Raw genomic sequence first — 25,195 nt, forward strand, 5'->3', positions numbered from 1 at the left:
AGCAGGTTTGCCGCCGCTGCAAACGTCAGCGTGCCGGCTTGCCACGCTATCGGTCATCGGGAACCTTTTACGGTCTGCGCCATCCGATGCGGCGAGGAGGACAGATCATGCCATCCATTCCGACGGTCGCGCGCGATGCCGGTTCCGCCTCGGCTGATGATCTCGATCTCGCCCGTCGTGCGAGCACGGGCGATCCTCAGGCCTTCCGCACGATCATGACGACGCATAACCAGGCGCTCTATCGCATCGCGCGGGCGGTGATCCGCAATGACAGCGAGGCCGAGGATGTGGTGCAGGAGGCCTATGTCCGGGCCTTCAGCCACCTCGACAGCTTCCGTGGCGAGGCGACGCTTTCGACCTGGTTGTCGCGCATCACCCTCAACGAGGCGCTGGGCCGCCTGCGCCGGAAGAAGCGGGCCGACAAGGCATTGCGCGCCGAGGACCCGGGTATTCCCGCGCAGATCATCCCCTTTCCCGGCAGCAGCAGCGGCGACGATCCGGAGCGAATGATGGCGCAGCGGCAGATCCTTCAACTGGTCGAGCGCGCGACCGACAACCTTCCCGACGTCTATCGCGGCGTGTTCATGGCGCGAGTGATCGAGGGGCGCAGCGTCGAGGAAACCGCGGAACTCCTCGACATCCGGGCGGAGACGGTCAAGACCCGGCTGCACCGGGCGCGGCTTTTGGTGCGCAAGGAGCTGGAACAGCAGATCGGCCCGGTGCTGCTCGATGCCTTCCCCTTCGCGGGCCGGCGCTGCGAACGCCTGACCGCTGCCGTGATGCAAAGACTTGGTATTCCCACCTGAAATTCTGGGAACGTTTTGGCCGCGCCGGCATCCAATAAGGGTCGATGAAACAAACGGTTCGGGCTCGCTCTTGCGGCCCGGAGAAGGAGGATTCATGTCTGTTCGCACGTATAGCTTCGCGCTTGCTCTCGCATTGCTGGGAGTGGCGACCGCAGCACAGGCCGCCGACAAACCGACCGATCCGCAGATCGCCCATATCGCCTATACGGCCGGAGCGATCGACGTCGCAGCGGCCAAGCAGGCCATCGCGAAATCACGGAACAAGGTGGTGGTGTCCTTCGCCAAGGACATGATGCGTGACCACCAGGCCGTCAACAAGCAGGCACTTGCTCTCGTTGCCAAGCTCAAGGTCAAGCCGGAGGACAATGCGACGAGCCGCGCCCTCTCCGATGCCGCTGGCAAGACCAAGGCATCGCTCGCCAAGTTGCGCGGCAAGGCCTTCGACAAGGCCTATGTCGCCAACGAGGTCGCCTTCCACCAACAGGTGAATGGGGCTTTGCAGACCCTGCTGATCCCGTCGGCGAGCAATGCCGAGCTCAAGGGCCTGCTCGAAACCGGCCTGAAGATATTCCAGGGCCATGAGCAGCATGCGGTGCATGTCGCCGCCGAGCTGCAATAGGGCACCGCCATGAGCGTGGCGCGATATCTGCCGGCGGTCGCGGCCGTGATACTGGCCGCGGCTGCAGTGCCCGCCCGGGCGGAGACCATTCAGGTGATCGTCGACAAGCTGGTCTTCACGCCGGCCGAGGTCAGTGCGAAGGTCGGCGACACCATCGAATGGGTCAACCGGGACATCCTCGCCCATACCGCCACGGTGAAGGGCGGGATGGAGGTGATGATCCCCGCCAGGAAGACCGGCCGGGTGACGCTGCAGAAGGCGGAGGCGATCGACTATTTCTGCCGCTTCCACCCCAACATGAAGGGTCGCATCACCGTCTCGGCCCCGTGACGGGAATGCGGGGTCGGGGCGCGTCTCGGGCGATGGGAGGCCGGGGCGCGCCCTGTTCCTGCGCGATCAGGAACTTTTCCTGAGCCTCGGTCTCGACGGAGGCCGCATCATGCCCGCGGCGGATCTGCGCGATCGCGTCGGCTGCGTCGGCCCCGTTCTCGACCAGCAGCAGCGCGGCGATGGTGCCGGTGCGGCCGAGGCCGGCGCGGCAATGGATTGCCCAACTCTCGCCTTCGCGCAGGCGGCGCGGCAGGTCGAGCTCGCGCCAGCCCGCCATGAAGGCCGCATCCGGCACGCCGTAATCGGGGATGGCGAGATGAGCCCATTCGAGCCCGGCTGCCCGGACAGCGGCGGCGAAGCCGACGATGCCAGCCGGAAATTCCTGTGCTTCGACGAGGCTGAGCAGGCCGGTTGCGCCCAATCCCGCCAGACGCGACAGATCCTCCGCCAGGGCGGTCTGCGATGCGGCGTCATCCGGCGCCCCCTGCCGCCGGCCGGGGCAGGGGCCGAGCAGGAGCGCGCCGGCGAAGCCGGGCAGGTCGAGACGGGAAATAGAAGGCGCCGGGCTGTGCAAGCAAGCCTCCAAATGGCGGAAGGGCCGGGTACTCTACCTGTCGCATCGTCTTTGCACGAGCCGATGGACAGCGTGCGGCTTGTCGCGATGGGATCGGAAACGCCGGGAAGAATCGGGGCGACGTTCAGCGGAGTGGAACAGGGGTCGGTCTATTCCGCGACATCATAAACAATGCGCTTCGAATGCATTGGCCAGCGGCTGTTCGCGCGTGCCATCCTCGCCGGATCAGGGGAGCGTTGCGGCGCTCCGGTTCGACGGAGCCCGACGTGCCAGACGATTACAGCACCCTCTACGAGGCGGTCGAGCCCTATCGGTCCTTGCGCCTGCCGGTCGGTGACGGACATGAACTCCATGTCGATCTCAGCGGCAATCCCGACGGCATCCCCGTGGTGTTCCTGCATGGCGGACCCGGCGGTGGCACCAAGCCGGCGCAGCGCAAGACCTTCGACCCGTCCGCCTTCCGGATCGTGACCTTCGACCAGCGCGGGGCGGGGCGCTCCAGCCCTCTGGCGGAGCTCGCGGGCAATACCACGCAGGCGCTGATCGCCGATCTCGAACGCATCCGGGAGCATCTCGGCATCGAGCGCTGGCTCGTCACCGGCGGTTCCTGGGGCAGCTGCCTCGGCCTCGCCTATGGGCAGGCCCATCCCGAGCGCTGTCTCGGCTTCCGCCTGCATGGCATCTTCATGGCCGAGCGCGCCGAGATCGACTGGTGGTTCCACGGCTCGCGCACGATCTTCCCTGATCATTGGGAGACCTTCGCCAATTTCGTGCCGGAGGCGGAGCGCGGCGACCTGCTCGGCGCCTATTACCGCCGCCTCACCGGGCCTGACCGCGAGCAACAACTCGCTGCTGCGGTCGCCTTGCGCACCTTCTCGGGGAAGACCCAGACCTTCCTGCCCGATGCCGAGCATGTCGCGGCCCTGACCGAGCCGGATGCCGCGCTCGCGCTCGCCCGCATCTTCACGCATTACTGCGTCAACGGCGCCTTCTTCGAACCCGGCCAGTTGCTGCGCGACGTCTCGCGCATCCGGCATCTGCCGGCCGAGATCGTGCAGGGGCGCTACGACATCGTCACGCCGATGTGCACGGCCTGGCGCCTGAAGACAGCCTGGCCCGAGGCCCGCTTCACCATCGTGACCGAAGCCAATCACGCGGCGACGCCGAGCGCGCCGGCCCTGTCTCTGGCGCTGCGCGACGCGACCGACCGCCTGCGCGATTCGATGCTGGCCCTCGCGGCCTGAAGGAACGACCATGTACGAAGCCGCCGGCCAGATCCGCCTGGGCATCGAGCCCTATCTCGAAATCCGCAGTGCCAAGAGCCCGGCCGTCGCGCCGGATGGCGAGCTGCTCGCCTATCTCAGCGACGAGAGCGGCACGCATCAGATCTGGCTTCGGCCGCTCGCCGGCGGGGCGCCCTGGCGCCTGACCGATATGCCGGAGCCCGTCGGCGCGATCGCCTTCAACCCGAAGAGCCGCGACCTGCTCTTCACGATGGATTGCGGCGGCGACGAGCGCCATCAGCTCTGGCTCGTGCCGGGTGCCTCGGGCGTGCCGCAGCCGCTGACCGACGATCCGACCGTGGTGCATGTCTGGGGCTGCTGGGCGCCGGACGGACAGCGCATCGCCTTCGCCTCGAACGCGCGCGACCGCGAGCATATGGATATCTACGTGATGGACATGGCGACGCGGGCGGCGCGGCGCGTGTTCGAGGGTAGCGGCTATCGCGAGGCCGTGGCCTTCTTCCCGGACGGGCGCTCGCTCCTGGTCGCCGATGCGACCCATGCGATGAACGACCAGGATCTGTTCCGGCTCGATCTCGAAAGCGGGGCGCGCGAGGCGCTGCTGCCGCATGAGGGCCGCGCCCGCTATGCCGCGAGCCGGATGAAGAAGGATGGCAGCGGCTTCTTCACCATTACCGACCAGGGGCGCGAGTTTCTCAGCGTCGCCTTCCGCTCGGCGACTGACGGCACGCTGGACTGGATCGTCGATCGCGACGGGCAGGATATCGAGGCGGTGGCGCTGGCGCCGGACCAGAACCGCCTCGCCTATGTCGCGAATGATCGTGGCTGGAACCGCATCTTCGTGCGCGAGATCGCCGGTGGGGTCGAGTTCGAGGTCGAAGGTTTTCCGGCTGGCTCGGTCGGCTCCGTCGCCTGGCTGCCGGATGGTTCGGGGCTCGTCTTCCCGCTTGATGGCTCGACCTCCTCCCCGGATATCTGGCGCTTCGATATCGCCTCGAAGCAGGTGAAGCGCCTGACCGATGCCTCGAAGGCCGGGCTCGATCCCGCGGGCTTCGTCGAGCCGACGCTGGCGAGCACCAAGAGCTTCGACGGGCTCGAAGTGCCGTTCTTCGTCTACCGGCCGCGCGGCAAGGCGCCGGAAGGCGGCTATCCGGCCGTCGTCGTGGTCCATGGCGGGCCGGAGGCGCAATGGACCCCGATCTTCCGGGCCGACCTGCAGTTCTTCCTGAGCCAGGGCATCATGGTGATCGCGCCGAACGTGCGCGGCTCGACCGGCTATGGCCGCAGCTATCATCATCTCGACGACAAACATCTACGCATGGACAGCGTCGCCGACCTCAAGGCGGTCCGGCTCTGGCTGCGCGAGCAATCTGACGTGAACGATGACCGCGTCGCCGTCTATGGCCGCTCCTATGGCGGCTTCATGGTGCTGGCGGCGCTCACCGAGCAGCCCGAACTCTGGAAGGTCGGGATCGAGTTCTACGGCATCGCCAATTTCCTGACGCTGCTGGAGACCACAGGGCCGTGGCGGCGCTATCTGCGCGCGGTCGAATATGGCGATCCGGTCGCGGACCGCGAGAACCTGATCCGCTTCTCGCCGATCCACAAAATCGACCAGATCCGGGTGCCCCTCTTCATGGCGCAAGGGTTCGATGACCCCCGCGTGCCGCCGGGCGAGAGCGAGATGGTCTATTCGGTGCTGCGCGGCCTCGGCCGCCCGGTCGAGTATCTGCGCATCCCGCATGAGGGCCATGGCTTCGCCCGGATCGAAAACCGGCGCACCGTCTTCGGCGGCGTGGCCCGTTTCCTGCGAGAGCATCTTTGAGCGCCCCGGCATCTGAAAGGACGCAAACCATGCAGAACTCCGAGATCATCTGGCAGCTCGTCGATGCGAAGCGGCAGTCCTTCGAGGCGCTGAGCGACCGCGTCTGGGGCATGCCCGAGATCGCCTATACCGAATATGGCTCGGTCGCCGAGCATATCGCCATGCTGAAGGAGCAGGGTTTCCGCATCACCGAGAACGTCGCGGGCATCCCGACCGCCGTGATGGGCGAGGCGGGCGAGGGCGGCCCGGTCATCGCCATCCTCGGCGAATACGACGCGCTGCCCGGCCTGAGCCAGGAGGCCAATATCGCCGAGCCGAAGCCGGTCGAGGCCGGCGGCCACGGCCATGGCTGCGGTCACAATATGCTGGGCTCGGCCGCGCTGCTGGCTGCGACCGCGGTGAAGGACTGGCTGGCCAAAACCGGCCGACCGGGGCGGGTGCGTTATTTCGGCTGCCCGGCGGAAGAGGGCGGCGCGGCCAAGGCCTTCATGGTGCGGGCCGGCGCGTTCGACGATGTCGATGTCGCCATCAGCTGGCACCCGGCCTCGATGACCAAGGTCGACGATGCGCTGTCGCTCGCCAACACGCGGATGGATTTCCAGTTCACCGGTCGCGCCTCGCACGCCGCCGCGGCGCCGCATCTCGGCCGCTCGGCGCTCGATGCGGTGGAACTCATGAATGTCGGCGTCAACTACATGCGCGAGCATGCGCCGTCCGATGCGCGCATCCACTATGCCTATCTCGATGCGGGCGGCATCGCGCCGAACGTCGTCCAGGCTTCGGCCAAGGTGCGCTACGCCATCCGGGCGCGCGACCTCGCCGGGATGCTGGAGCTCAATGAGCGCGTGAAGATGATCGCCGAGGGCGCGGCGCTGATGACCGAGACCACGGTCTCGATCTCGATCATGAGCGCGGTCTCCAACATGCTCGGCAACACGCCGCTGGAAGATGCGATGTTCAAGAACATCGACCGCCTCGGCCCCGTGCCCTTCGATGCCGCCGACAAGGCCTATGCGGCCAAGATCCAGGCGACGCTCGGCCCGGCGGATATCCTCAACGACTATCGCAAGACCGGCATCGCGCCGCGCGAGAACACGCCACTTTGCGATTTCGTCGTGCCGCAGGGCACGCGCGGCGTGCCGATGATCGGCTCGACCGATGTCGCCGATGTCAGCTGGAAGGTGCCGACCATCCAGGCTAGGGTCGCGACCCATGCGATCGGCACACCCGGTCATTCCTGGCAGATCACGGCACAGGGTAAGGCGCCGGCCGCCCACAAGGGCATGGTCCATGCCGCCAAGATCATGGCGGCGACGGCGATCGACGTGATCAGCGACGAGACGCTGTTGGCGCGCGCCAAGAAGGACCATCAGGAACGGGTGACGCAGACGCCTTATGTCTGCCCGATCCCGGCGGAGGTGAAGCCGCCGATCAAGCCGCGGCCGGTGGCCGCCTGAGCCAGAATCGCGTGGGCGGCACCAATGCTGCTTCCGCCGCCGACGCGTCCAATCGAACAACAACCAAAGAGCGGGATCGAGATCATGGCCGACCGAAACGACGAGACCGGAACGAGGCGCTGCCTTGTCGGGCGCAAGCTCCTCTCGGCTGCTGCGGCCGCCGCCCTCTGCGCCGGCGCGGGAGCGGCAGTCGCCGCGACGCCGAAGAACGCGCTCGTGATGGCCTGGAACGTCGACGCGATCAGCACCTTCGATCCCGCCCAGGTCGGCGAGGTCGTCACCAACGAGATCCTGCAGAACACCTGCGATACGCTGGTCGATTTCGACCCGGCCGACGAGCGCAAGGTCGTGCCGGGTTTCGCCGAGCGCTGGGATGTCTCGCCGGACCGCAAGGAGATCACCTTCCACCTGCGCAAGGGCGCGAAGTTCCCCTCCGGCAATCCGGTCACGGCCGAGGATGTCGCCTGGTCGATGCACCGCGTCGTCAAGCTCAATTTCGGCAATGCCGCGACGCTGACCGAGTACGGCTTCACCAAGGACAATGTCGAGCAGACCATCGTCGCGGGTAACGACACGCTCACGCTCAAGCTGGACAAGCCCTATCCGACGACGCTGGTGCTGCAGGCGATCGCCGCCAACCGGGTCTCCATGGTGATGGACAAGAAGACCCTGATGGCGAACCAGCAGGGCACCGATCTCGGCAACAAGTACCTGGCGACGCGCACGGCCTGCGTCGGTCCCTACAAGCTGACACGCTGGAATGCCGGCGAATCGATCGTGCTGGAGGCGAACGAGGGGTATTGGGGCACGGCGCCCGGTCTCAAGCGCATCCTGATCCGCCATGTCGCCGAGCCCGGCACCCAGCGCCTGCTGCTCAGCCAGGGCGATGTCGACGTGGCGCGCGACCTGACGCCGGAAGACTTGAAGGACCTCGAAGGCTCAAAGGACGTCTCGATCATCAAGGTCCTCAGGCCGCAATTGTTCTACTGGGGCTTCAACGTCGCGGACGGTCCGTTCTCCAAGGAGAAGGTGCGCCTCGCGATGCGCTACCTGATCGACTACGAGGGCCTCGGCAAGACGGTGATGACCTATCTCGGCGTGCCGCGCGCCAGCTTCGCCCAGCTCGGCGCGGTCGGTGCCCTCGACGAGAAGGAAGGGCAGCCCTTCAAGCTCGATCTGGACAAGGCCAAGCAGCTCCTGACAGAAGCCGGTTATCCCAACGGCTTCGAGGCGAGCGTGCTCTTCGGCACGCTGCCGCATGCGAACCCGATCGCCCAGAGCGTCCAGCAGAACGCAGCCAAGGTCGGCGTCAAGCTCTCGCTCGAGCGCATGGCCAATGCCCAGCTCTTCAGCAAGGTGCGCGGCCGCGAGTACCAGTCGGCGATGCTGGCCTGGCAGACCGGCGTGCCGGACGCGCATGGCAATGCCTCGCGCCTTGTCTTCAACCCGGACAACCGGCTCGAAGCGAAGCAGACCCAGTACCCGAGCTGGCGTTCCGCCTATCAGGACCTTGAACTCAACAAGCAGATCGACGCGGCCCTGCTCGAGCCCGATCCGGCCAAGCGCGATGCGCTCTATGCGACGATCCAGAAAGAGGTGATGGCCAAGGGGCCGATGGCCTTCATGTTCCAGATGAACAGTGTCGCCGGCGTGCGCAAGGACCTGAAGTCGTGGACCTGGAACGGCTTCCGGACCTATTACGAGCGTACGGCCAAGTAAGGCTGTCGCGATGTCCCGGACCGCCGCTGCGGCACCCGGCCTGAGCTCCGATCCGGGACGGACCATTCTTCCGTCCTGGCTCAAGGCCTCCGGTCGAACGCTCGTCTCCTTCGCCGTCACCCTGCTCGGGCTGGCGGCGTTGACCTTCTTCATCGGCCGCCTGTTGCCGCTCGATCCCGTCGTCGCCGTGCTCGGCGACAACGTGACCCAGGAAGCCTATCAGGCGATGTACAAGCAGCTTGGCCTCGACCAGCCGCTCTACATCCAGTTCGGCCGCTATCTCTGGGGCGTGCTGCATCTCGATTTCGGGATGGCTCTGACCACGGGCAAGCCGGTGATGGCGGATATCGCCCGCGTCTTCCCGGCGACGATCGAGCTCGCCAGCGTGGCGATCGTGATCGGCACCAGCCTGGGCATCCCGCTTGGCGTGCTCTCGGCGATGTATCGCGGCTCCCTTGTCGACCAGATCGTCCGGGTCGTCGGCCTGATCGGTTATTCCGCGCCGAATTTCTGGCTCGGCCTGATGGGGCTCGTGCTGTTCTACGCGACGCTGGGTTGGGTCGGTGGTCCCGGCCGCATCGATTTCACTTACGAATTCGACCTCGAACCCGTCACCGGCTTCCTGCTGATCGACAGCCTGCTCGCCGGCAACTGGGAGATGTTCGGCAACGCCGTCTCGCACATCATCCTGCCGGCCTCGATCCTGGCCTTCAGCTCGCTCGCCTATATCAGCCGGATGACCCGCAGCTTCATGATGGAGCAGCTCGGGCAGGAATATGTCGTGACGGCGCGGGTGAAAGGCCTGTCCTGGGCGCGCACGGTCTGGGGTCACGCCTTCCGCAACATCGCCGTGCAGGTGGTGACGGTGGTGGCACTGTCCTACGCCTTTCTGCTCGAAGGCGCGGTCTTGACCGAGACGGTCTTCGCCTGGCCGGGCTTCGGCCGCTACCTGACCAACGCGCTTCTCGCCGGCGACATGAACGCGGTCGTCGGCTGCACGCTGCTCGTCGGCGTCATCTTCGTGACGCTCAACCTGTTATGCGACCTGCTTTACCGGGTCTTCGACCCGCGAACCCGCTGAGGCATGGCCATGGCACCACAACCCATCGACCAGGCCAACGGGCGAGGCCTCCGGGCTTGGCTCGCGGCGCCCGTCCCGGCCTCGCCCTTCCAGGCGCGGATGCAGCAATTGTCGCTGAAATGGTGGCGGCTGCGGGCCAACCCTGCCGCCCTGTTCGGCCTCGCCATCATCGTCCTGATCGCGCTCACGGCGCTGTTCGCCCCGCTGGTCGCGACGCATGACATCTATGCGCAGGACCTGACGCAGCGCCTGCAGCGGCCTTCGGCCGCGCATTGGTTCGGCACCGACGAGCTTGGCCGTGACATCTTCAGCCGGCTGGTCTTCGGCGCGCGGATCACGCTCTACATCGCCATGCTGACGGCGGTGATCGCGGCGCCGCTCGGGCTGATCGTCGGCACCACCTCGGGCTATCTCGGAGGTTGGGTCGACACCGTGTTGATGCGGATCGTCGACATCTTCCTGGCCTTCCCGAGCCTGGTGCTGGCGCTCGCCTTCGTCGCGGCGCTGGGCCCCAGCATCGACCATGCGATCATCGCGATCGCGCTCGCCGCCTGGCCGCCGATCGCGCGGCTGGCGCGGGCCGAGACGCTGTCGATCCGCAAGTCCGACTATATCGCGGCGGTCCGGCTGCAGGGTGCGTCGCCGCTCAGGATCATCCTCGGCCATGTCGTGCCGATGTGCATCCCTTCGGTCGTGGTGCGCATTACCCTCAGCATGGCGTCGATCATCCTGACGGCGGCAGGTCTCGGCTTCCTGGGCCTGGGCGCCCAGCCGCCGAGCCCGGAATGGGGCGCGATGCTGGCGTCCGGTCGCGAGTTCATCCTGACCAATGGCTGGATCGCCGGCATTCCCGGCCTTGCCATCCTGATCACCAGCCTGGCCTTCAACCTGTTCGGCGACGGCCTGCGCGACATCCTGGATCCGCGCCATGGATAAGCCGCTGCTCGAGGTCGAGGACCTCTCCGTCACCTTCAAGGGCGCGCATCGCTCGGTGCAGGCGGTGCGCGGCATCTCTTTCAGCGTCGGCCGCGAGAAGGTCGGCATCGTCGGCGAATCCGGCTCGGGCAAGTCTCTGACCGGCCGCACGATCCTGAAGCTGACGCCGAAGGCTGCGATGATTGCCGCCAAGAAGCTGTCCTTCGACGGGATCGACCTGCTCGCAGCCAGCGAGCGCCAGATGCGGAGCATCCGCGGCAACCGCATCTCGATGATCCTGCAGGACCCGAAATTTTCGCTGAACCCGCTGATGCGGGTCGGCGAGCAGATCACCGAGGCCTACCGCCTGCACCACAAGGTCGGCGGCAAGGAGGCCGAGGCCCGGGCGCTCGCCATGCTGGAGGCCGTGAAGATCCGCGACCCCGCGCGTGTCTTCAGGCTCTATCCGCACGAGGTCTCGGGCGGCATGGGCCAGCGCATCATGATCGCGATGATGCTGATCCCGGAGCCCGACCTGATCATCGCGGACGAGCCGACCTCGGCGCTCGACGTCACCATCCGGCGGCAGGTGCTGAGCATTCTCGACGAGTTGGTGACGCGGCGCGGCGCCGGGCTGATCTTCATCAGCCACGACCTCAATCTCGTAGCGGACTTCTGCGACCGCGTGCTGGTAATGTATGCCGGCCGGATCATGGAGGACATCCCGGCGCGCGAACTGCACAATGCACGGCACCCCTATACACGCGCCTTGCTCGACAGCCTGCCGCGGCTCGACCGGCAGGCCGACATGCTGCAGGTGCCGAGCCGCGACCCGGCCTGGCTCGATGGACCGACGCTGCAGAGCGGGAGCCAGCCATGAGCGCGACGGATCCGACCCTGGCGGCGAACCGCCCGGCTGCGCTCGCGGTCAGCCATCTCTCGGTTGTCTTCGGCCGTGGCGCCTCGGCGCTGAAGGCGGTGGACGACGTCTCCTTCACGCTCGGACATGGCGAGGCCTTCGGCCTGATCGGTGAATCCGGCTGCGGCAAGTCGACCGTGCTGCGCGCTCTCGCCGGACTGAACAGCGAGTATGGCGGCTCGATCAGCTTCCAGGATCGGGAGGTGCCGCATAAGCGCGACAAGGCCTTCTTCCGCCGCGTGCAGATGGTGTTCCAGGACCCATATTCCTCGCTGCATCCGCGCAAGATGGTGCAGAACGTGCTGGCCGAGCCGCTGAAGATCCATGGCTTCGACCGGCCACAGGAGCGGATCGACGATATTCTCACCGCCGTCGGCCTCGGGCCGTCCTTCCGCTACCGCTTCCCGCATGAACTCTCGGGCGGGCAGCGCCAGCGCGTCGCGATCGCGCGTGCGCTGATCATCGAGCCCGAACTGCTGCTGCTGGACGAGCCGACCTCGGCGCTCGACGTCTCCGTGCAGGCCGAAATCCTCAATCTGCTGAAGCAGCTCCGCCGCGACCGCGACCTGACCTATCTGATGGTCAGCCATGATCTCGCGGTGGTGACGCATCTCTGCGAGCGCGTCGCGATGATGAGCGAGGGCCGCATCCTCGAAGAGATGAGCGCCGGGGACGTCCGGGCCGGCCGGGCGCATCAGCCCTATACGCGTGAATTCCTCGAAGCGAGCGTCGGTTATCGCCCGATCGCGTGAGCGACCGGGCTACGGAGGATCAGATGATGGATGAAGCAGTGATGACGGGCGAAGCCTTGCGTGCAGAGCGTTGGCCGGTGAATGGCTGGGAGAGCGTCGCACCGGAGACGGCGGGCTGGTCGCGCGAAGGGCTCGACCGCGCCTGGCGCTTCGCCGACACCATTTCGACGGCGACAGTGATGATCGTGCAGGGCGGGCGCGTGGTGGCGAGCCGCGGCGATCTCGCCCATCGCTACCAGTGCCATTCCGTCCGCAAGAGCTTCCTCAGCGCGCTGATCGGCATCCATGAGGAAGCCGGCCGCATCGACATGTCGCGCACGCTCGCCGATCTCGGCATCGACGACAAGGAAGGCCTCAGCGACCGCGAGAAGTCGGCAACGATCTATGATCTGCTGACGGCGCGTTCCGGCATCTTCCACCCGGCCGGCTACGAATCCCCCTGGATGAAGTCGATCAAGCCGCCGCGCCATTCGCAGCCGCCGGGCACCTTCTGGCTCTACAACAACTGGGATTTCAACGCGCTGGGCACGATCTTCACGGCGCTGACCGGTGCCGGCATCCATGACGATTTCCTGGCGCAGATCGGCCGCCCGCTCGGCATGGAGGATTTCCGCCTCGATGGCGAGCGGCGCGACGGCTGGCTGGAGCCGGACGATTGCTCCGTCCATCCCGCCTATCCGTTCCGGATGTCGACGCGCGACCTCGCCCGCTTCGGCCTGATGTTCCTGCGGCAGGGCCGTTGGCAGGACGCGCAGATCATTCCGGCCAACTGGGTCGCGACCAGCGTGCTGCCGCTCTCCGATGCCGGGCCGCGCGGCGGCTATGGCTATATGTGGTGGACCGAGCGCTCCGGCGCGGGCTTTCCGGGCGTCGTGCTGCCCGCGGGCAGCTACAGCGCGCAGGGCGTCGGCGGGCAGAACTGCCTTGTCATTCCGTCGCTGGACCTCGTCATCGTCCACCGCGTCAACACCGACATCAAAGGCACGGAGGTGAGCCGCTTCGCCTTCGGCCGCCTGCTGCGCCTGATCCTCGAAGCGCGCCGAGCCGGCTGAGGGCACGTCGCGCTGTCGCAGGAACTCGAGGCGGTGGCAGGTTATCGCGCGGCCTCGACCTCGCGCAGGCAGATCCTGAGCCTGTCGAGGATCATCTCGACATCGTCGGCGCCGACCGTCAGCGGCGGGCGGATCTTGAGAATGTTGTCGGCGGGTCCCTCGCGCCCGACCAGGATGCGCATCTCGCGCAGGCGGTTCATGACATGGGCGGCCGCATCGGTCGCGGGCTCCAGCGTTTCGCGATCCGTGACCAGCTCCAGCCCGAGGAAGAGTCCGATGCCGCGGACGTCGCCGACGCAAGGATAGTCATCCATCAGCGTGCGCATGCCAGCGAGAAGCTTGTCGCCCATCGCCTTGGCATTGGCCGAAAGCCCTTCCTCCTCGACGATGTCGAGGACCTCTGCAGCGATGCGGCAGGACAGGTTCGAGCCGCCGAAGGTCGAGAAATACTCCGGGCCTTCCGCGAAGCGCTCGGCGATGGCGCGGGTGGTGATGAGCGCGCCGATCGGGTGGCCGTTGCCGAGTGGCTTGCCGAGGACGACGATATCCGGCCGCACGCCCTGCTGCTCGAAGCCGAAATAGTAATCGCCGAGACGGCCGAGCCCGGTCTGCACCTCGTCGGCGATGCAGATGCCGCCAGCAGCGCGGATGCGCTCGTAGACCGCGGCGAGATAGCCGGGCGGCGGGATGATCTGGCCGCCGACGCTCGGGAAGGTCTCGGCGATGAAGCCGGCGACCTTGCCGCCGCGTTCCGCGATCGCTGCGAGCGCGCCGTCGACCTGCTCAGCGTAGTGCAGCGCGCGGTTGGCATCGTCGCGGCGGAAGCGGCCGCGATAATCATCGGCAACGTCGACGAGCTGCACCCAGGGCTTGCGGCCACCCATGTTCGGCTTGTTGAACTTGTAGGCGGAGATGTCGATCGCGCCGGTGGTGTTGCCGTGATAGCCGTGATCGGGCGTGACGATGTCGTAGCCGCCGCTGGCCGCGCGGGCGAGGCGCAAAGCCAGCTCATTTGCTTCCGAGCCGGAATTGACGAAGAAGCAGACCTCCAACTCCTTGGGCAGCTTGGCAGTCAGGCGCTGGGCCAGCGCCATCGGCGCCGGGTGCAGGTAGCGCGTGTTGGAGTTCATCCGCGCGAGCTGGTCCATCGCCACCTTGCGGATGCGCGGATGGGCGTGGCCCACATGCGGCACGTTGTTATAGGCGTCGAGATAGGGCCGCCCCATCGCGTCGAAGAGATGGTGGCGCCAGCCGCGCAGGAAGGTGACGGGCTTCTTGTAGCTGAGCTTGAGATTGGCGCCGAAGCGGGCCTTGCGCTCGGCCAGTAGCGCGACTTCGTCGATCGCCTGATAGGCGACGGTCTCGTCGGGCAGGTTGAGCAGGGCGGCGGGGTTCGGGCAGATCGCCTGCCAGAGCGCCCAGTCGTCGGGATCGGCGACGCCCGGCCAGTCATGGCCCATGCCGTCCAGCGTCAGCGCGAGCTGGAAATGCAGATGCGGCTCCCAGCCGCCATTCTCCTCCGCCGGTCCAAGTTTTGCGAAGGCCTCGCCGGCTGCGATCTCCTGGCCCTGCTTCAGTTTCGCTGCGCCATCGGCGGCGAGATGGCCGTAGAGGGTGTGGAAGATGTCACCCGCGGGCGTGCGGTGTTCGAGGATGACGACGCCGCCATAGTCGAGATGGCCCTCGCGGTTCTCCGCCAGCGCGACGCGCCCGGCGAGAGGCGCCCGGACCGGCTCGCCGGCGGGGCCGAAGACATCGACCGCCATATGGATGGTGCGGCGGTTGGAGGCGAGCCAGCGACCCTTGCGGAAGGCCTTGTCGGTATAGACTAGGCGCGGCTCGCCATACTGGCCGAGCCACCATTCCTGGGTGATGCCGAGCCCGGTGCCGAGATTGCGGGCCTCATCGGCGCGCAGTTCGAACGGGTTCTGCGGGATTGTCGCCTCGGCGATGCCGAGCGAACCCACCGGCAGGCCGTCGAGTGCACGGCCGAGCACCGGGGCGAAGCTGCCGCGCTGTGCGGCGATCCAGCTCGCAATGCGGCCGGCGGCATCGGTGACGGGCAGGCCGCAGGCATTGCGCAGGCGCGCGCCCATCAAGTCGCCGTCGATGGCGAGGTTTTCCAGAAGCCGCCATGCGGGGGCCTGCGAGATCGTGACATAGGGGTCGTTCGGGCGGCCTTTTGCCTCAATCGTCGAGTTCACGACGCTGACGGCGAGGCGCATCCGGACGAGCGGCCAGATCAGGCCGATCTCCTCGGCACTCAGCGGTGAGACGCCGTGATAGCCCGCGACCAAGGCTGCAAGCGCGGCTTCGGGCGTCTCGTGGTCGAGGATGGCATAGGCCGCGGCGATGGCGATCTCGCAGACGCGCGGGCCATCGGTCATGTCGCCGAAATCGATCAGGCCGCTGATCCGGGCGGGCTCTCCAAGGCGCGGCGAGACGAGGATGTTGAAGTCGTTGAGGTCGTTATGGATGGTCTGGCGCGGCAGCCTGTCGAGCGCGGGCTTCAGCGCCTCGAAACCGGTGACGATCTCTGCCACGAGCTTGCGGCGCGAGCCTTCCAGCACGTCGAGATGCGGCTTGATCCAGCCGGCCTCGGTCAGGTCCCATTTCGCGGCGTCCGGCGCGGCCGTGACCTTGAAATCGCGGAGTGCCAGGTCGAGCCGGGCGGTCAGTGCGCCGAGTTCGGCGAGGACGGCAGGCGGCTGCGGCCCGGCTTCGCCCATCGGAATGCCCTTGAAGGCGCGCTGGACCCAGACCATGCGCTGATGGCCCTGAGCGTCCGCGACCTCCTGCCAGAAGCGCTTGCCTTCGGCGGGGAGCAGGCGCGGCAGCGGCAGCGTCGGATCGGCGGCAAGCGCGTGACTGATCGCGGCGCATTGCTGGTCGACAAGGGCGGGCTCGCCCTGCGGGCGCATCGCCTTGACGATGACGTCGCCTTCGCTGGTCCGGCCGCGGAAGTTGAGGTCGTATTCGCCGCCGAGCTGGCGCAGCCCGCCATCGATGCCGAACTGCTCGGCCACCCCACGCAACCAGACGTGTTCCATCATCTCTCCCCCGCCGCGGAGCTGCCATGGCTCCGCGCTCGTTTCCTCACGCCCGGTCGAATCGACCGGTGCCGTCTTCCATAGCCAGAAAGGCGGCCGGTTTGATCCCGCAAAGTTTGCGGGACGGCGGCTGCCGGGTTGCGTGGGGCGAGGGTGACGATCAGCCTTGGATCGGCTTGTTGGACAGCCAGCGCTGCTTCGCCCGCTCGATCGCCTCGCGGACGGTATCGGGAGCCGTGCCGCCATAGCTGCGGCGGCTGCGGACCGAATGCTCGGGCGCCAGCACTGCGAAAACCGCTTCGCCGATGCGGGGATCGACCGAGCGCATGGCGTCGAGATCGAGCGCCTGCAAGGTGCAGCCCTTCGCCTCGGCCAGCGCGACGATGCGGGCGGTGATGTGATGGGCGTCGCGGAACGGGATGCCGGCCTCGCGCACCAGCCAGTCGGCGAGATCGGTCGCAGTCGGGAAGCCGCGGTCGAGGAAGGCGCGCATGCCCTCGGGGCGCACCGTGAGGTCGCGGACCATGCCGGTGGTGGCGGCGACGCAGAGCTCGACCGTTTCCAGCGCGTCGAACATCGGCTCCTTATCCTCCTGCATGTCCTTCATGAAGGTCATCGGCAGGCCCTTCACCATCACCAGCATGGCGGTGAGCGAGCCGACGACGCGGCCGGTCTTGCCGCGTACCAGCTCGGCCGCGTCGGGGTTGCGCTTCTGCGGCATGATCGAGGAGCCGGTGGTGAAGGCATCCGACAGCGCGATGAAGCGGAAGCCGTCGCTGCACCAGAGCGTGATCTCCTCGTTGAGGCGCGAGAGATGCACGGCCAGCATCGAGCAGCAGAACAGGAGTTCGCAGATATGGTCGCGGGCACCGACCGAATCCATCGAGTTCTCGGTCGGCCGGGCGAAGCCGAGCTCCGCCGCCGTGAACTGCCGGTCGATCGGGAAGGCGGTGCCGGCGAGCGCGGCGGCGCCGAGCGGCGAGACATTGGTGCGCTGGCGGGCGCCGGCCAGGCGCTCGCGGTCGCGCCCGAACATCTCGACATAGGCCATCAGGTGATGGCCGAAGGTCACGGGTTGGGCGACCTGCATATGGGTGAAGCCCGGCATGATCGTCTCGGCGTGCTCGCTCGCGCGCTCGATCAGCGCCTGCTGCAAGTCACGGATGGTGCCGTCGAGAGCATCGATCGCGTCACGCATCCAGAGGCGGACATCGGTGACGGCCTGGTCGTTGCGGCTGCGGGCGGTGTGCAGGCGCCCGGCGGGCTCGCCGATGATCTCCTTGAGGCGCGATTCCACGTTCATGTGGATGTCCTCGAGGTCGATGCTGAATTGCAGCTCGCCGCGGTCGATCTCGCCGCGGATCTGGTCGAGCCCGGCCTGGATGCGCTCGTTGTCGGCGCCAGCGATGATGCCCTGGCGGGCGAGCATCGCGGCATGGGTCTTGGACGCTGCGATATCCTGCCGGTAAAGACGGTAGTCGAAGCCGATCGAGGGATTGATCTTGCGCATCACATCGGCCGGCGCGGTGGTGAAGCGCCCGCCCCACATCTTGTTGGCACCGGGGTTCTGGTCGGACATGATGGGCTCTCCGGGAGCGGCTGCGACGTAATCGCCAAGGGATAGCAATCGTAATTTGGACTGTAAATTCCAAAATCGACCTTGACGTCCAAATCATGCCCATCATACTCGCGGGAGATGCGGTGGGTCGGCCGTCGCGGGATGGGCAGCATGAAGATCGAAGAATTCAGCCTGGAGCGCATCCAGTCGCTCTACGAGAACACCGTAGAGTTCAATCTCTCGGATAGCGGCGTCCATCCCTATTCGCTGAATGAGCTGCTCAGCGCGGAGCAGCGCGCCAAGCTGATGGAGGTCGAACTCGGCTATGGCTGGACCAATGGCGCTGTCGAGTTGCGCGAGGACATTGCAAAACTCTATCGCAACCGGACCTCGGACGAGGTGATCGTCACCAACGGCTCGGCCGAAGCCAATTTCCTGATGGTGATGTCGCTGATCGAGCCGGGCGACGAGATCGTCGTCTTCGTGCCGAACTACCTGCAGATCTGGGGCTGGGCGCGGGCGATCGGCGCGACCGTCAAGGAAGTGAAGCTGCGCGAGGAATTGGGCTGGACGCCTGATCTCGACGAGGTTCGCCGGGCGATCACGCCGCGCACCAAGCTGATGACGATTTGCAACCCGAACAACCCGACCGGCAGCCTGCTCTCGCGCGAGACGATGGACGCGCTGGTCGAGATCGCCCGGGCGCAGGGCTGCTATCTCCATGCCGATGAGGTCTACAAGGGCGCCGAACTCGAAACCGACGAGCCGCCCAGCTTCGCCGATCTCTACGAGAAGGCGATCATCACCAGCGGCCTCTCCAAGGCGATGGCGCTGCCCGGCCTGCGCATCGGCTGGCTGGTCGGCCCGGCCAAGGACATCTACACCGCCTGGCAGAACAAGGATTACACCTCGATCACGACGAGCGCGCTGAGCGAGCATATCGCCCGCATCGTCATCCAGCCGGCCAAGCGCGCCGAGATCCTGCAGCGGAGCAAGACCATCCTGCGGGAGAACCTCGCGCTGCTGACGAACTGGGTGAAGGCGAATGAGGAGTTCTTCTCCTTCGTGCCGCCCAAGGCCGGCGGCATGGCCTTCATCAGATACAGCCACTCGATGAACTCGACCGAGCTCGTCCACCGCTTGCGCGAGGATCGCGGCATCATGCTGCTGCCAGGCGATGTCTATGGGATGGACGGCTATATCCGCATCGGCATCGGCGCTCCGGGCGATCACCTCTCGGCGGGGCTGGAGCGCCTGAGCGACTATCTCAAGTCGCAGCCGCGCTAGAGGCTCTCGCATGACGCCGGAACTCGCTCCCTACCTGCCGGTCTGCGATGCGGTGGCGCTGCTGTTCCGGCCGCATGCCGAGGTCGTGTTGCACGATCTCGGCTCGCAGAGCGTCGTGCATATCGCCGGCAATTTCTCCCAGCGCGTGCTCGGCGAGCCGTCCCTGCTCGACGAGATCGGCTTCGACCCCAACGAGACGATCATCGGCCCCTATGAGAAGGTGAACTGGGACGGTCGGCGGCTGAAATCGATCAGCATCGTGCTCTCAGTCGGGGCCAAGGCCATCGGCGTGCTCTGCATCAATGTCGATGTCTCGCAGTTCCATGCGCTGATGCAGACGCTGTCCGCTCTGGCGACCGTGCCGGCCGGGAGCGAGAAGCCGCAGGCGCTGTTCAAGGAAGACTGGCACGAACGGATCAACGAGTTCGTGCAGCAATGGACGCAAAGCCGTGGCCTCGCGGTGACCAGCCTCAGCCGGGCAGAGAAGCGCGAGCTGGTGGCGGACCTTGCCGCCAACGGCGCCTTCGGCGGGCGCAATGCGGCCTCCTATATCTCGCGCATCCTCGGGCTCGCCCGCGCGACCGTCTACAACTACCTCAACCAGGCCAACGAGACCCCGGATGCTTGACCTGTCGCGTGCGGAGATCGAAGCCGCCGTCGATCTCGACCGGGCCTTCATCGCGCTGGAGGAGGGGTTCAAGGCGGCGGCAGCGGGACAGGTGCAGATGCCGCCGGTCGGCTATCTCGGCTTTCCCGCGCATAATGGCGATTGCCATATCAAGTTCGGCCATATCGCAGGTGATCCGATCTTCGTCGTGAAGATCGCGACCGGGTTTTACGACAATCCGGCCAAGGGACTGCCGACGACAAGCGGGATGATGATCGCGCTCTCGTCCGAGACCGGCGCGGTCGTCGCGATGCTGCGCGACGAGGGCTGGCTCACCGATCTCAGGACCGCTCTGGCCGGCGCCATCGCCACGCGGGCCGGGATGCGAGCCGATGCGCGCCGGATCGGGATCGTCGGCGCCGGTACCCAGGCGCGTTTCCAGATTCGCGCCGCCGCGCATCTTCTGCGCGAGCGTGAGCCGGTTTTTGCGGTCTGGGCGCGCTCGCCGGAGAAGCTGGAGGCACTGCGGCGAGACCTCGAAGGCGAGGGCATCACCGTCGAGCCGATGACGGAGCTGGAAGCGCTCTGCGCGCAGTCCGATGCGCTGATCACGGTGACGCCGGCTGCGACGCCGATCATCCGCGACGACTGGATCAGGCCGGGCACGCATATCACCGCGCTCGGTGCCGATGCGCCGGGCAAGCAGGAGCTGGATACGGCGCTGGTCGCGCTCGCCGATGTCAGGATCGCGGATTCGCTGGAGCAGAGCCTCGACCATGGCGAATTCGTCGCCGCTGCCAAGGTCGGGCTGATCGATGCGGGTGACTGCGTCGAGCTCGGGGCCGTGCTGGCCGGGGACGTGCCGGCGCGGCGCTCCGTCGACGACATCACCATCGCCGACCTGACAGGGATCGCGGTGCAGGATATCGCGATCGCGCGGGTGGTGCTGGACGGGATCGGGCGACAGGGCGACGCGTAGCGTCGCCCTTCGGGGCGTGCTTCAGCCCTTGTGCCGCGCCAGGAAGCGATCCATCCGCGCCAGGCCGTCGCGCAGCACTTCGGTCGGGACGCCGATGCCGATGCGGATGTGGTTCTCGATGCCGAACCAGCTTCCGGCGACGACGAAGACGCTCTCCTCCTCGCGCAGCTTCTGCGAGAAGACCTCGGAGGGCATGTCGAGCGGATAGCGCAGGAAGGCCATGCCGCCGGCCTGCGGGCGCCGCCATGACCAGTCGTTATGCTGCGCCATCCATTGCGCGACGAGATCGGCATTGCTGCGCAGCAAATCGCGGCCGCGTGCGAGCAGGCGGCCGCGCGTCTCAGGGCGCATCACCTCTTCCGCGAGAATCTGGCTCAGGATGCCGCTGCCGATCGTGGTGTAGTCCTGCCGTTCGGCGGCAGCGGCCACGACCTCGGCGGGAGCGACGATCCAGCCGAGGCGCAGGCCGGGGCAGGCGAAGGATTTCGACAGGCTGGAGGTGACGGCGACCTTGGGATAGCTGCCCCAGAGCGTCTGCGTCTCGGCGCCGTCGATCTCGCCGCCGCGATAGATCTCGTCGACCATCAGCCATGCATCGTTGCGCCGGGCAGCCTCAATGAGGGCGGCCCGGCTTGCGGCCGAGAGCACGCTGCCGGTGGGATTGGCCGGGTTGGTCACGGCGATCGCCTTGGCGCCCGCGGCGACTTTGGCGAGATGGGCGGGATCGATCTGCCAGTCGGTATCGCCCGACAATTCGAGCCGGCGGATGTCGAAGCCGAGCGCGCGGCCGAGCCCGTCGATCTGCATGAAGTTCGGCAGGGCGAAGACCAGCGCGTCGCCGGGCTCGAACAGCGCCATCAGCGCGATCATCGTCGCCTCCGAGGACCCGTTGGTGACAAGGATGTTGCCGGCGGTGGCGCCGGGATACCAGGAGGCAATGTTGTTACGCAGGTCCGGCCGGCCATCGGTCCAGCCATAGCCGAGCGGCTGCTTCAGCAGATCGCGCGCGGCCTGTTCGCCCAGGATGTCCTCGATCGACCAGGGATGGACGCCGCTCTCGGTCAGGTTGATCTCGACGTCGTTCTCGAAGAGCGTCTGGTTCCGCTCCATCTGGAAAATGTCGAACTTCACGCGAGCCTCCCGCCTTGCGGCCTGTCGCCTGCCGCCGGGGCGGCTGGGCTTTCACGGCATCTGTGAAGGCGGGCGAGAGGCAGGTCAAGGTAAATTTAGACAATCTGTCCAATTTGGACTGATTGTTTACGCGACCGAAGGAGCCGGCTCCGTAGCGCACTCGCCACGAGGACATTCCAAAGCGAAGAGGGCGGCCAACCCGACTCCGGATCTTAGCCCTGCCTTGCCGGGAACCGCTGCCGTCCTATATCCGTTGCCCAGCCATGTTTGAATCGCCCATGCCTAGCTCGAATTTCCGCTTTCCCGGTGTCCTGAACTCCCAGGAATTGCTCGTCGCAGAAGCCGTCCAGGCCAGGGCCTGGGCCGCGATCGGGCATGACAGCAGGCTCGATGCCGAGCTGGAAAGCGAGGCCCGCGACCGGCTCGGTCGGATCATCCTGCGATTGATGTCGAACGCATCCGACTCGGTTTCGGATCTCACCTCGGCCGCCGTCACCGAATTCAAGGCGACGCGCCCGACGATACGCGTTGAGCTATCCGGGCCGCAGGGCGGCTAGCGCGCGTAGATTTTCACGGAAACAAGCCGTCATCCCGGGTTTGACCCGGGATCCATCGAAGGGCGCCGCGCTCTACGATGGATCCCGGATCTCAGCTTCGCTGCATCCGGGATGACGCGCGTGTTACCTCTACTCCACCCGCTTAATGCGCGGCCATGTCGAGCGGGGGCTCGACATCATCCGTGATCGGGTTGGCGAAAGGGTTCTTCGCGCGGAAGGCTGCGAACTCGTCCTTCGCTGCCTGGAGCAGCGCAGGGTCGTTCAGCACGTCCGAGGCGACGCCGGCCATCGCCTTGGCGGCGAGCGCCAGGCCTTTATGCGCAGCCGGTGCCAGGCCCTGCGCGACGAGTTGCCAGGAATGGCCGGGCGTGCCGATTGCGTAGCAGGCGGTGCGGCACTGCACCGTCGGGACGACCCAGCTCACCGTGCCGACGTCGGTCGAGCCGACGGAGGTGTCGTTGCCGGCGCCGAGCGGATAGATCTCGTCGCTCAGCGCCTCGCCGTCCTTCGGCTTCAGGTCGAAGCGGCCATAGGCGGCGGCGATGTCCTGCGGGCTCAGCGTCTTCTGGAATTTGGCAGCGAAGGCATGGTCGGCGGCGTCGAAGCCGGGGCCGCCCAGCGCCAGCAGATTGGCCTGCATCGTCTCTTCCAGCGGGCGGTTGCCGACGAGATTGGCATCGCCCGAGAGCTGCTTGATCGCGACGGTGGTCTCGCTCATCAGGGCGGCGCCCTCGGCGATCTTCTTCACGCGGGCGACGAGTTCCCACATCTCGGAGAGCGTCGCGGCGCGGATGAGTTGGCGGGTCGTCGCCGTGGCCTGCACGACGTTGGGGGCGATGCCGCCGGCATTGATGATCGCGTAATGCACGCGCGCCGTCGAAGGCATGTGCTCGCGCATGTAGTTGACGCCGATATGCATCAATTCGACCGCATCGAGCGCCGAGCGGCCGAGATGCGGTGCGGCGGCGGCATGTGAGGCACGGCCCGAGAAGGTGAACTCGATCTCGACGCAGGCGAGCGAGAAGGCGCGGTTGACGCCGTTGAACGAGGCCGGGTGCCAGCACAGCGCGATATCGACATCGTCGAAGGCGCCGGCGCGGACCATGAAGCCTTTGGCCGAGCCGCCTTCTTCCGCCGGGCAGCCGTAATAGCGCACGCGGCCCTTGAGGCCGTTGGCGGCGAGATAATCCTTCACCGCGGCGGCGGCGAGCAGCGAGGCTGAGCCCAGCATGTTGTGACCGCAGCCATGACCGTTGCCGCCTTTCTCGACCGGAGTCTCGGTCGCGTTGCCGGCCTCCTGGCTCAGGCCCGGCAAGGCATCGAACTCGCCCATGATCGCGATGACCGGGCCGCCTTCGCCGGCTTCGCCGACGACCGCGGTCGGCAGGCCTGCGACGCCGGTCGTCACGCGGAAGCCCTCGCTCTCCAGCATGGCCCCGTGCTCGGCGGCCGAGCGGACCTCCTGATAGTTCAGCTCCGGCATGTGCCAGATCCGGTCGGAGAGCCCGAAATAAGCCGGGGCCTTGTCGTCGATCCGACGCCAGACATCCTTGCTGTTGCTCATGGGAAGGCTCCTTCTGCGCGGGCCGTCCGGCCCGATTCCGTGCCAGTTTCTGGCATGGTGAGCAGACGGCTCACAAGCGGCCTGGCGGCGGGGTTCACCTGCGTTGGGGGCAGGGTCGTGCGGATGCCGGGGGCCCGAGGAGCCGGCGCGGGTGGACGAAGTCGGTTGTCCCGAAAAGATTGTGCAGGGGCGAATACTTGCAGATTGAAATCATTCAATTGTGATCCTTCTTTCAAATTTGAAGCTCTGGTCCGCTTATTCGCCGGTTAGTTCGTTTTCGTGCTTTCTCTCGGAAGAGGTTTCTGCGATAGGGCGAGCGACATCTTCATATGACAGTGCTGACATGAAACATCATTCACTCAGGATCGCCTCGGTCGCTGCGGTTCTCGCGGTCGGTTCCTTCGCCTCGTCTGCCCTGTGGGCGCAGGAAGAACCGGCGGAGCGGCCAGCCGCTGCTGCCCCGCAAAGGCCTGCGCCGCGTCCGGCCTCCAAGCCGGCCCCCAAGCCCGCCGCGAAGCCGGCCCAACCTGTCGCGCAAGCTCCGGCCGCCCCGAGCGTCAGCCAGCCGGCCGCTGGCGCAGCGACGCTGCCGAACGGCGCCAGCGCGATCAACGAGACCTATGGCGACTGGACCGTCGACTGCCGGATCGCCAACGGGCAGCGGCTCTGCGTGCTCCTGCAATCGCAGGGCAACAGTCAGACCGGCCAGCGCGTCTTCGCCATCGAATTGCGCGCACCGAAGGACGGTCGCGCCGAGGGCACGATCCTGTTCCCGTTCGGGATGAAGCTGGAGAACGGCGCGGTGCTGCGGCTCGACGACAAGGACCTCGGCCAGGGCCTGCGCTTCTCGACCTGCCTGGCGCAGGGCTGCCTGCTGCCGATCTCGTTCCCGACTGTCGCGACCGACGCGATGAAGGCCGGCAAGGCGCTGACGGTCGCGGCGCTGAACCTCTCGAACAACGAGCCGGTCTCGTTCAATGTCTCGCTGGGCGGCTTCGGCGCGGCACTGGATCGCATCGCGCAGATCGACAAGTAGCCGGCAATCGGACCGGGCGCATGATTGGTGATTTCCGGCGCCTTGCTACGGCGCCGTAGCGGAAATCACCAAATCTGCCCGTGGCGACACAGAAATTTGGCTCGTTCTGCCAGTGCTTCCGTGCATGATCGGT

Annotated in this window: 22 protein-coding genes and 1 pseudogene; 18 read left to right on the forward strand and 5 right to left on the reverse strand. The window is 66.7% G+C overall.

Annotated features, from left to right (window positions below; all coding sequences use genetic code 11):
- Positions 1-107 precede the first annotated feature (107 nt).
- The 3 genes from BLQ70_RS09530 (at position 108) to BLQ70_RS09540 (ending at position 1,755) form a co-directional block, all read left to right on the forward strand.
- On the forward strand, positions 108-806 hold the full coding sequence (locus BLQ70_RS09530) for an RNA polymerase sigma factor (protein WP_091856784.1): 699 nt from the start codon (positions 108-110) through the stop codon (positions 804-806).
- 94 nt (positions 807-900) lie between these two features.
- A complete protein-coding gene (locus tag BLQ70_RS09535) occupies positions 901-1,425 on the forward strand; it encodes a DUF4142 domain-containing protein (protein WP_091856785.1) in 525 nt (174 codons plus the stop codon).
- Positions 1,426-1,434: 9 nt separating this feature from the next.
- Positions 1,435-1,755 carry a cupredoxin domain-containing protein gene (locus BLQ70_RS09540; protein WP_091856786.1) on the forward strand — a complete coding sequence of 107 codons (321 nt, stop codon included), beginning with the start codon at positions 1,435-1,437 and terminating at the stop codon, positions 1,753-1,755.
- On the opposite strand, the gene BLQ70_RS09545 is transcribed toward BLQ70_RS09540, so the two are convergent.
- Positions 1,736-2,329 (reverse strand): phosphatase domain-containing protein, encoded by a 594-nt coding sequence (locus tag BLQ70_RS09545; protein ID WP_091856787.1) that lies wholly within the window; start codon positions 2,327-2,329, stop codon positions 1,736-1,738. The two genes, BLQ70_RS09540 and BLQ70_RS09545, sit on opposite strands and share 20 nt — an antisense overlap.
- A 266-nt stretch (positions 2,330-2,595) precedes the next feature.
- On the opposite strand from BLQ70_RS09545, the gene pip reads away from it, so the two are divergent.
- The 10 genes and pseudogenes from pip to BLQ70_RS09590 all read left to right on the forward strand — a co-directional run bounded on the left by pip (position 2,596) and on the right by BLQ70_RS09590 (position 13,293).
- Positions 2,596-3,573 carry a prolyl aminopeptidase gene (gene pip / locus BLQ70_RS09550; RefSeq protein WP_244511968.1) on the forward strand — a complete coding sequence of 326 codons (978 nt, stop codon included), beginning with the start codon at positions 2,596-2,598 and terminating at the stop codon, positions 3,571-3,573.
- 10 nt (positions 3,574-3,583) lie between these two features.
- Positions 3,584-5,398, forward strand: a complete 1,815-nt coding sequence (locus BLQ70_RS09555; protein WP_091856789.1) for a S9 family peptidase — start codon at positions 3,584-3,586, stop codon at positions 5,396-5,398.
- Between the two features lie 29 nt (positions 5,399-5,427).
- Positions 5,428-6,855 (forward strand): M20 family metallopeptidase, encoded by a 1,428-nt coding sequence (locus BLQ70_RS09560; protein WP_091856790.1) that lies wholly within the window; start codon positions 5,428-5,430, stop codon positions 6,853-6,855.
- Between the two features lie 84 nt (positions 6,856-6,939).
- Positions 6,940-8,574, forward strand: a complete 1,635-nt coding sequence (locus BLQ70_RS09565; protein WP_091857115.1) for an ABC transporter substrate-binding protein — start codon at positions 6,940-6,942, stop codon at positions 8,572-8,574.
- Positions 8,575-8,584: 10 nt separating this feature from the next.
- Complete coding sequence (locus tag BLQ70_RS09570) at positions 8,585-9,655, forward strand: ABC transporter permease (RefSeq protein WP_091856791.1); 1,071 nt, start codon at positions 8,585-8,587, stop codon at positions 9,653-9,655.
- Between the two features lie 9 nt (positions 9,656-9,664).
- On the forward strand, positions 9,665-10,591 hold the full coding sequence (locus tag BLQ70_RS09575; protein WP_061970522.1) for an ABC transporter permease: 927 nt from the start codon (positions 9,665-9,667) through the stop codon (positions 10,589-10,591).
- Between the two features lie 70 nt (positions 10,592-10,661).
- A pseudogene (locus tag BLQ70_RS26235) lies at positions 10,662-11,120 on the forward strand (ATP-binding cassette domain-containing protein); the annotation flags it as partial.
- 162 nt (positions 11,121-11,282) lie between these two features.
- The gene (locus tag BLQ70_RS26240) at positions 11,283-11,450 is read left to right on the forward strand and encodes an ABC transporter ATP-binding protein (RefSeq protein WP_425284573.1); all 168 of its coding nucleotides are present in this window, start codon (positions 11,283-11,285) and stop codon (positions 11,448-11,450) included.
- A complete protein-coding gene (locus tag BLQ70_RS09585) occupies positions 11,447-12,241 on the forward strand; it encodes an ABC transporter ATP-binding protein (protein WP_091856793.1) in 795 nt (264 codons plus the stop codon). The genes BLQ70_RS26240 and BLQ70_RS09585 overlap by 4 nt, the downstream gene beginning before the upstream one ends.
- Positions 12,242-12,264: 23 nt before the next feature.
- On the forward strand, positions 12,265-13,293 hold the full coding sequence (locus BLQ70_RS09590; protein ID WP_244511969.1) for a serine hydrolase domain-containing protein: 1,029 nt from the start codon (positions 12,265-12,267) through the stop codon (positions 13,291-13,293).
- 41 nt (positions 13,294-13,334) lie between these two features.
- On the opposite strand, the gene BLQ70_RS09595 is transcribed toward BLQ70_RS09590, so the two are convergent.
- On the reverse strand, positions 13,335-16,343 hold the full coding sequence (locus BLQ70_RS09595) for an aminotransferase class III-fold pyridoxal phosphate-dependent enzyme (RefSeq protein ID WP_091856794.1): 3,009 nt from the start codon (positions 16,341-16,343) through the stop codon (positions 13,335-13,337).
- A 160-nt stretch (positions 16,344-16,503) separates the two neighbouring features.
- Positions 16,504-17,922 carry an argininosuccinate lyase gene (gene argH, locus BLQ70_RS09600; protein WP_244511970.1) on the reverse strand — a complete coding sequence of 473 codons (1,419 nt, stop codon included), beginning with the start codon at positions 17,920-17,922 and terminating at the stop codon, positions 16,504-16,506.
- 150 nt (positions 17,923-18,072) lie between these two features.
- Here argH and BLQ70_RS09605 point away from each other — a divergent pair, with 150 nt between their 5' ends.
- The 3 genes from BLQ70_RS09605 to BLQ70_RS09615 are packed head-to-tail and all read left to right on the forward strand — an operon-like array spanning position 18,073 to position 20,774.
- Complete coding sequence (locus BLQ70_RS09605; protein WP_091857118.1) at positions 18,073-19,188, forward strand: aminotransferase class I/II-fold pyridoxal phosphate-dependent enzyme; 1,116 nt, start codon at positions 18,073-18,075, stop codon at positions 19,186-19,188.
- Between the two features lie 10 nt (positions 19,189-19,198).
- On the forward strand, positions 19,199-19,816 hold the full coding sequence (locus BLQ70_RS09610; RefSeq protein WP_091856795.1) for a helix-turn-helix transcriptional regulator: 618 nt from the start codon (positions 19,199-19,201) through the stop codon (positions 19,814-19,816).
- On the forward strand, positions 19,809-20,774 hold the full coding sequence (locus tag BLQ70_RS09615) for an ornithine cyclodeaminase family protein (protein ID WP_170843362.1): 966 nt from the start codon (positions 19,809-19,811) through the stop codon (positions 20,772-20,774). The genes BLQ70_RS09610 and BLQ70_RS09615 overlap by 8 nt, the downstream gene beginning before the upstream one ends.
- Positions 20,775-20,795: 21 nt before the next feature.
- Here the strand turns inward: BLQ70_RS09615 and BLQ70_RS09620 are convergent, their stop codons facing one another.
- Positions 20,796-21,905, reverse strand: a complete 1,110-nt coding sequence (locus tag BLQ70_RS09620; protein ID WP_091856797.1) for an aminotransferase class I/II-fold pyridoxal phosphate-dependent enzyme — start codon at positions 21,903-21,905, stop codon at positions 20,796-20,798.
- Between the two features lie 278 nt (positions 21,906-22,183).
- Here BLQ70_RS09620 and BLQ70_RS09625 point away from each other — a divergent pair, with 278 nt between their 5' ends.
- The gene (locus BLQ70_RS09625; RefSeq protein ID WP_139163509.1) at positions 22,184-22,462 is read left to right on the forward strand and encodes a hypothetical protein; all 279 of its coding nucleotides are present in this window, start codon (positions 22,184-22,186) and stop codon (positions 22,460-22,462) included.
- Between the two features lie 142 nt (positions 22,463-22,604).
- Here BLQ70_RS09625 and BLQ70_RS09630 read toward each other — a convergent pair whose 3' ends face one another.
- Positions 22,605-24,026 (reverse strand): amidohydrolase, encoded by a 1,422-nt coding sequence (locus BLQ70_RS09630; protein WP_091856799.1) that lies wholly within the window; start codon positions 24,024-24,026, stop codon positions 22,605-22,607.
- A 343-nt stretch (positions 24,027-24,369) separates the two neighbouring features.
- On the opposite strand from BLQ70_RS09630, the gene BLQ70_RS09635 reads away from it, so the two are divergent.
- On the forward strand, positions 24,370-25,062 hold the full coding sequence (locus BLQ70_RS09635) for an invasion associated locus B family protein (RefSeq protein WP_091856800.1): 693 nt from the start codon (positions 24,370-24,372) through the stop codon (positions 25,060-25,062).
- The last annotated feature ends 133 nt before the right edge of the window (positions 25,063-25,195 follow it).

The sequence above is a fragment of the Allobosea robiniae genome, assembly GCF_900102525.1.
GTDB lineage: Bacteria > Pseudomonadota > Alphaproteobacteria > Rhizobiales > Beijerinckiaceae > Allobosea > Allobosea robiniae.

Excerpts from the sequence above, each read along its gene's own strand:
- BLQ70_RS09555 (WP_091856789.1), top strand. The coding sequence starts at position 3,584 with ATGTACGAAGCCGCCGGCCAGATCCGCCTGGGCATCGAGCCCTATCTC.
- BLQ70_RS09565 (WP_091857115.1), top strand. The coding sequence starts at position 6,940 with ATGGCCGACCGAAACGACGAGACCGGAACGAGGCGCTGCCTTGTCGGG.
- BLQ70_RS09585 (WP_091856793.1), top strand. The coding sequence starts at position 11,447 with ATGAGCGCGACGGATCCGACCCTGGCGGCGAACCGCCCGGCTGCGCTC.
- BLQ70_RS09610 (WP_091856795.1), top strand. The coding sequence starts at position 19,199 with ATGACGCCGGAACTCGCTCCCTACCTGCCGGTCTGCGATGCGGTGGCG.
- BLQ70_RS09560 (WP_091856790.1), top strand. The coding sequence starts at position 5,428 with ATGCAGAACTCCGAGATCATCTGGCAGCTCGTCGATGCGAAGCGGCAG.
- BLQ70_RS09605 (WP_091857118.1), top strand. The coding sequence starts at position 18,073 with ATGAAGATCGAAGAATTCAGCCTGGAGCGCATCCAGTCGCTCTACGAG.
- BLQ70_RS09535 (WP_091856785.1), top strand. The coding sequence starts at position 901 with ATGTCTGTTCGCACGTATAGCTTCGCGCTTGCTCTCGCATTGCTGGGA.
- BLQ70_RS09590 (WP_244511969.1), top strand. The coding sequence starts at position 12,265 with ATGATGGATGAAGCAGTGATGACGGGCGAAGCCTTGCGTGCAGAGCGT.
- BLQ70_RS09615 (WP_170843362.1), top strand. The coding sequence starts at position 19,809 with ATGCTTGACCTGTCGCGTGCGGAGATCGAAGCCGCCGTCGATCTCGAC.
- BLQ70_RS09635 (WP_091856800.1), top strand. The coding sequence starts at position 24,370 with ATGAAACATCATTCACTCAGGATCGCCTCGGTCGCTGCGGTTCTCGCG.
- BLQ70_RS09570 (WP_091856791.1), top strand. The coding sequence starts at position 8,585 with ATGTCCCGGACCGCCGCTGCGGCACCCGGCCTGAGCTCCGATCCGGGA.
- BLQ70_RS09625 (WP_139163509.1), top strand. The coding sequence starts at position 22,184 with ATGCCTAGCTCGAATTTCCGCTTTCCCGGTGTCCTGAACTCCCAGGAA.
- BLQ70_RS09595 (WP_091856794.1), bottom strand. The coding sequence starts at position 16,343 with ATGGAACACGTCTGGTTGCGTGGGGTGGCCGAGCAGTTCGGCATCGAT.
- BLQ70_RS26240 (WP_425284573.1), top strand. The coding sequence starts at position 11,283 with ATGGAGGACATCCCGGCGCGCGAACTGCACAATGCACGGCACCCCTAT.
- BLQ70_RS09540 (WP_091856786.1), top strand. The coding sequence starts at position 1,435 with ATGAGCGTGGCGCGATATCTGCCGGCGGTCGCGGCCGTGATACTGGCC.
- BLQ70_RS09575 (WP_061970522.1), top strand. The coding sequence starts at position 9,665 with ATGGCACCACAACCCATCGACCAGGCCAACGGGCGAGGCCTCCGGGCT.
- BLQ70_RS09530 (WP_091856784.1), top strand. The coding sequence starts at position 108 with ATGCCATCCATTCCGACGGTCGCGCGCGATGCCGGTTCCGCCTCGGCT.
- BLQ70_RS09630 (WP_091856799.1), bottom strand. The coding sequence starts at position 24,026 with ATGAGCAACAGCAAGGATGTCTGGCGTCGGATCGACGACAAGGCCCCG.
- argH (WP_244511970.1), bottom strand. The coding sequence starts at position 17,922 with ATGTCCGACCAGAACCCCGGTGCCAACAAGATGTGGGGCGGGCGCTTC.